Raw genomic sequence first — 3,913 nt, 5'->3', positions numbered from 1 at the left:
AGATCGCCCTGGCCACGCCGTCCAGCGCGCTGGCCTACGCCGGCGGCCACCTGCACCTGACCGTGCAGGACGATGCGCACCTGGCGGCCGGGCAGACCGTGGCCGGCGTGAGCGGCGCGCATCTGGCGCTGTTCGCGCAGAAGGGCCCGCTGCGTGCCATCGCCGCCCACGGCCCGCTGAGCCTGCAGGCCCACGCCGGCACGCTGGAACTGCTGGCCGACCAGAGCGTCACCGTCACCGCCACCGATCAGCGCATCGACGTGATGGCCAGCAAGAAGATCGTGCTGCAGGCCGGCCAGACCCAGGTCACCCTGGAAGGCGGCGACATCACGTTCGCCTGCCCTGGCAACTTCACCGTCAAGGCCAGCGAGCAGCCGTTCAAGGGCGGGGCAAGCAATGCCGCGTCGTTGGATGCACTGCCCCTGGGCACTACCAGTTTCGCCACTGTGCTGGAGCTGCGCTACACCTACGACGACCTCAAGCCCGTGGTGAATGCCCCCTACCGGATCGAGTTCGAGAATGGCACGCGCCGGGAAGGCCAGCTCGATGCGGACGGCTACGCAGAGATCGAAAACCCACCCGGCCCAGGCATCGTCTATTACGGCTTCGACCAACGTGACGCGTTTGCGCTGCGCGAACGCCCCGCCAATGCCTTGCACGGATTCCGGCCAACTTCGCCTGAGGAAGCCAAGGCCGCACTGGAACGATATCTCGCGCAGGAAGCGCAGTACATGAAAGATCACTACTTCCCGGACGAAATCGCGGCCATCGACAGCGGCGCGGACGAGTTCGAGGACCTGATCGCCGACTACGAGTACGACGGTGAATCCGAGCCGGACGACCACGACGATGACGACAGCCCCGGCAGCCACGAAGAAGTGCTGCTGACCGACAACGCCGGGGACCGCGCATGAGTGCCACGGCCATCCAGCGGGCGCAGGACGACACGCTGGCCGAGATCCTGGTGTGGGTGCAGGAGGTAGCCGAAGGCCGCGGCGAGTCGATCGCGCAGATGGTGGTCACCACCGTGCTGGGCTGCCTGCCCTTCGTCGGCCAGGCCCTGGATGCCTACAACATCCTGCGGTCCATCTACGGTCTGACCCGCGACCCGCGCAACAGCGAACACTGGATCGAACTGGTGCTGTGCCTGATCGCGCTTGTGCCGGGCGTGGGCGACGCGCTGAAGAACGTCTTCAAGGCGATGCGCAATGGCAAGGCGCTTGGTCGCATCCTCGACGCCATGCCCCGCACCGTGCGCGGCAACATCGAGCGCTGGTTCCGGGAGCTCGACTGGGCCGCCTACGGTCGGCAGATGGCCGGCTCCACCGACGAGATCCTCACCGGGATGGTCGACGTGCTGGACGCTTACGTCGTCGAATTCGCGATGGGCAAGAACGGCGTCCGGCGTCTGGTGCAGCAGTTGCAGTCGCTCAAGGGCGTGGCCCGGCAGAACATCGACGAGGCGATGGAAAGCTTGCGGCAAGCCCACCAGCGGGCGATCCAGCAGCCGTTGCCCAACACCACCGCACACGTCTCGGCGCGACCACAGGCGCCGCGCGTGGCACCGCCACGATCAGCGGCACCCGCGCCGCGCGCCACGCCACGGGCCGCGCCGCCGCCGGCCTCCCGTGCGTCTGCCCCAGCCGCGCGTCCGGCGCCGCCGCCATCACCGACCGGCAACAATCTGCCCGCCAACACCGGCGGCACGGCCACGCCACGCTCGGGCCAGGCCACCGCAACCCAACGCCAAAGCCAGCGGGCACGTCAGTCGCGCACGGTAACCGGCGCTTCCGGCGAGCACATCGCCGATTACTACTACGTCAAGCGGCAACGCGCGCGCGCCAAGGTCAGCAACAACGGCACGCTGTTCGAAATGCAGCAGCCAGGTCACAACGGCATCGACCACGTCTGGCACGCCAGCCGCCTGCCAAGCACCTACCGTGTGAGCGACACCAAGGGCACGGCTGGCGCGTTCCACAAGCTGGAAACCGCCAAGGCGGTGTTCGAAGGACTGCGCTACGGCATCGACGCGTACCTGGGCGACGAGGACGAGACGCGGACGCGCAATGCGGTGGGCGGTACAAACAGCGACGGAAAGCAGTTGAGCCACCGTTGGGTCGCGAAGAAGATTGCCACGGCAAGGCTGCTTCCGGCGCACAGCGCGGCGCTGCTGCCGGCGATCAGAGCGTGGGAGCGGGCGGAATTCCAGCTGGGTGCCCAGACAGACTTCGAGAATGGTGCGATGAACCGCACGCTGGTGAGGTGCCCCTATGACCGCAGCCTGATCACTGTCGTCGGCCCGAACCACAACACGCACAAGCGGGCCAAGGGGGCGACCACCCCGAGCTGCCGTAAGTCGGTCGTATCGCACCAGATCGCCACCGAGTTCGTGCTGCCCAACAGCATGCTGAGAGAGTGAGACCGCAACAATGACGATTTCGACGGTCGACTGGCCGCGGTGGTTTACGTGGAAGCTCAAGGGAAGCCATTTCGACCAACGCCGCGAGCCGCATATGCGCTATGCAACGTATGAGTCGCAGTTCAGCGAGACCCTCAACGGTATCGCCATGGTGACCACCGAGTTGCCAAAGCACGTCGCCAAGGCGCGCCCTGGCGGGTTGATGACTTCAACCCGTCGCCGACTTTGGGACACGCTGGACTGGATGAGCATGCAGTACTCGGCGGGCGCGCCGGTCGAGCAGTTGATCGAAGTGTGGCCACATGCGATGGATTGGGCCGAGGAGTACGGCAGGTTCCACGAGGCCTACCACCGCTCGGATGAGAACGACACTCGCGACATCACGCCGCATGCGACGCTGCGCGACGAGGAGTACTGGATCGTCGCCTTGCGTCTGATCTGCTTCGGTCTGCTCAGCGGGCATGGCCACGCCATTCCACGTGTGATGGCGTTTCTCGATTACTGCAATGAGGACATGGGCGTACGCGATGGCCTGCTCGAACGCCTGGTGGCGCCGTTTGTTCCCGGCCGCGGCACACCGCCCGACGAAGCCACCCGACACCTGCCGTACCGCAAGCTGTTCAAGGTGTTTGACGCCGCCCCCGAACAGCGTCCCGCCCTGATGGCGACCTACCTGGACGAGTGGTATCACGCCAGTCGGCGCGAACCGTATATCGACCAGCACGGCGAGGGCGACGTGGCGTTCTATGGCTACTGGTCGTGGGAGGCCGCCGCCACCACGTTCGTGCTGGGCGTCGACGACACGTCCTATCGCGAGATGGCCTTCTATCCCAGGGACTGGGTCGACCATGCCCGCCTGCTGGCCGCGCATGCTGCCGGAACCGCGCCGCCGGAACGTGTCGCTGCCGGCCAGCCCGCGCCGCGCAACGGCTGGTGGCACACCCCGGCCAAGACCGGCTCGCGACGCTACTTCAAACAGGGTGATGCCTTCCCCCACATCGAAGGCAGCAGCTACGGCGCCACGTTCTGGTTGTGGTCGCCGGACCAGACCGATCCGACGCTTTAGACCATGCAGCGTGATCGAACACACTGCCGCACTCCGTGGATCCGACCGGGCCGGCCGCGCCGACTGTCACGCGAACAGCATGTCGCCGACATCGGCGGGGGCGAGCATGCGACCATGGGGGCTCGGGCACGCGGGCCATCGCGCGGGTGCCTTCTGACCACGCCAACACCGTGAACCACGTCACACTGCGTCCTTGACTGGCGAGCAACCCGTCGCCGGCTTTGGCTGACGCGGGGGCCAAAACAAGGTAAATAGGGTATGAGTTGCAACTCCAGTGCTGACCGTATGGTGTGCCTGGTGGTTGCCGGGCACTGAACCGAGGTCATCGGATATGGATATCCACTCGCTTGCCGCAACGGCCGGCAACTGGCTCAACCTTCTTTCCCAGCACGGGCGCCTGATCGAGATCGACAGCGCGCTCGACGGTG

The 3,913-nt window shown here is 66.3% G+C and carries 3 protein-coding genes; all 3 read left to right on the top strand.

Annotated elements, in window-relative coordinates:
- The coding region (locus tag EER27_RS16750; protein WP_148041059.1) for a DUF2345 domain-containing protein at nt 1-914 on the top strand (914 nt) is incomplete at its 5' end.
- Entirely contained in the window at nt 911-2,419 is a 1,509-nt protein-coding gene (locus EER27_RS16745; RefSeq protein ID WP_123089285.1) for a hypothetical protein, read from the top strand. The genes EER27_RS16750 and EER27_RS16745, both read left to right, overlap by 4 nt.
- 10 nt (nt 2,420-2,429) lie before the next feature.
- Nucleotides 2,430-3,485: a PoNe immunity protein domain-containing protein gene (locus EER27_RS16740; protein ID WP_123089284.1), complete on the top strand. Its 1,056-nt coding sequence runs from the start codon at nt 2,430-2,432 to the stop codon at nt 3,483-3,485.
- The last annotated feature ends 428 nt before the right edge of the window (nt 3,486-3,913 follow it).

It is taken from the genome of Montanilutibacter psychrotolerans, from assembly GCF_003719825.1.
Lineage (GTDB): Bacteria > Pseudomonadota > Gammaproteobacteria > Xanthomonadales > Xanthomonadaceae > Montanilutibacter > Montanilutibacter psychrotolerans.
This window is presented reverse-complemented; position numbering and strand designations above follow the sequence as displayed.